At 71.2% G+C, this 1,217-nt stretch carries 1 protein-coding gene; it reads right to left on the reverse strand.

Translation table 11 applies throughout. The features are described from left to right. Window positions 1-128: 128 nt before the first annotated feature. A partial coding sequence (locus RT567_RS17045) for a sensor histidine kinase (RefSeq protein WP_313577362.1) occupies window positions 129-1,217 on the reverse strand: 1,089 nt, incomplete at its 5' end.

Below are 1,217 nucleotides of genomic sequence, written 5' to 3' on the forward strand. Positions count from 1 at the left end.
GGGGGCCTATCGCGCCTCGGCTGCGGCGACCCTGGGACGGCGTCAGGGCGAAAGCGCGCCGGGGCTGCTGGCCGAAGCGGCGGTGGCCCAGTTGGGTGCGGCGGACTAAAAGCGGACTGCCTGCAGCCTCATTCCCCTTCCATGACCCTGGGCAGGGTCAGGATGAAGGTCGCGCCGGGCGAACCGGGCTGGTGGCGGATGGTTCCGCCGTGGCGTTCGGAGACGGTGCGGACGAAGGCGAGGCCCAGACCCGCGCCGCGATGATCGGCGCCGCCGTGGCCGAAGGCCTGGAACAGGCGACGCGCGGCCTCTTCCGACAGGCCCGGTCCCTGGTCGCTGACGCTAAGGACGCAGACCGGATGGCCGTCCTGCTGGGCGCCGGTCAGGCTGACCTGGATGACACCGCCCTCGGGGCCGTATTTCAGCGCATTGTCGAGCAGGTTGGTGGTCAGGCGGCGAAGCAGGGCGGGGTCGCCCTGAACCAGGAACTCTTCTTCGCCGTCGGGCGTCAGGATGCGGACGCCCTTCTTCGACGCCTGGGGCCACAGGATGTCGGCGGCGTCCATGGCGATCTGGCCCAGATCCAGCAGTTCCGAGCGATAGGGCTGGCTCTCGGCGCGGGCCAGTTGAACATAGCCTTCAGCCAGGTCCAGCGTTTGGCGGGCGTAGTCGGCGATGCGGCGCTCGACCATGGGGTCGAGGCGCGGGGCGGGGCCGTCCAGCAGGGTCAGGATCGACACCTGGGGCGCGCGCATGTCGTGACTGAGCAGTTGCAGGGCCTCGGCGCGCTGGCGCTCGGCGGCGCGGAAGCGCGTCATGTCGGCGAAGCGCACGATGTGGCCGACCGGATGGCCCTCGGCGTCGGTCAGGACTGAGGCGGCGGCCTTCAAGATGCGGCCGTCAGGCGTGGTGATGTCGCCGGGGTCGCCCTCAAGATCGAGGAAGCGGCGCCAGGCCGGTTCGCCCAGCGACTGGAACAGCAGGGGCAGGTCGGCGTCGTCCTTTAGACGCGCGCCGAACAGGGCCTCGGCCCGGTCGTTGGACAGGATGATGCGGGCGTGCGGGTCGGCCACGACCGTCGCATCAGGCAGGCTTCGCAGGGCGTCGGAGATGAAGCGCTCCAGGTCGCGCACCTGGCGCACGGCGGCGCGCAGGGCGTCCACCTGACGGGCCACGACATCACCGCCCTGGGCGCGGCCGATCAGGTGCACGCCGTC

Source organism: Brevundimonas sp. (assembly GCF_032107865.1).
GTDB lineage: Bacteria > Pseudomonadota > Alphaproteobacteria > Caulobacterales > Caulobacteraceae > Brevundimonas.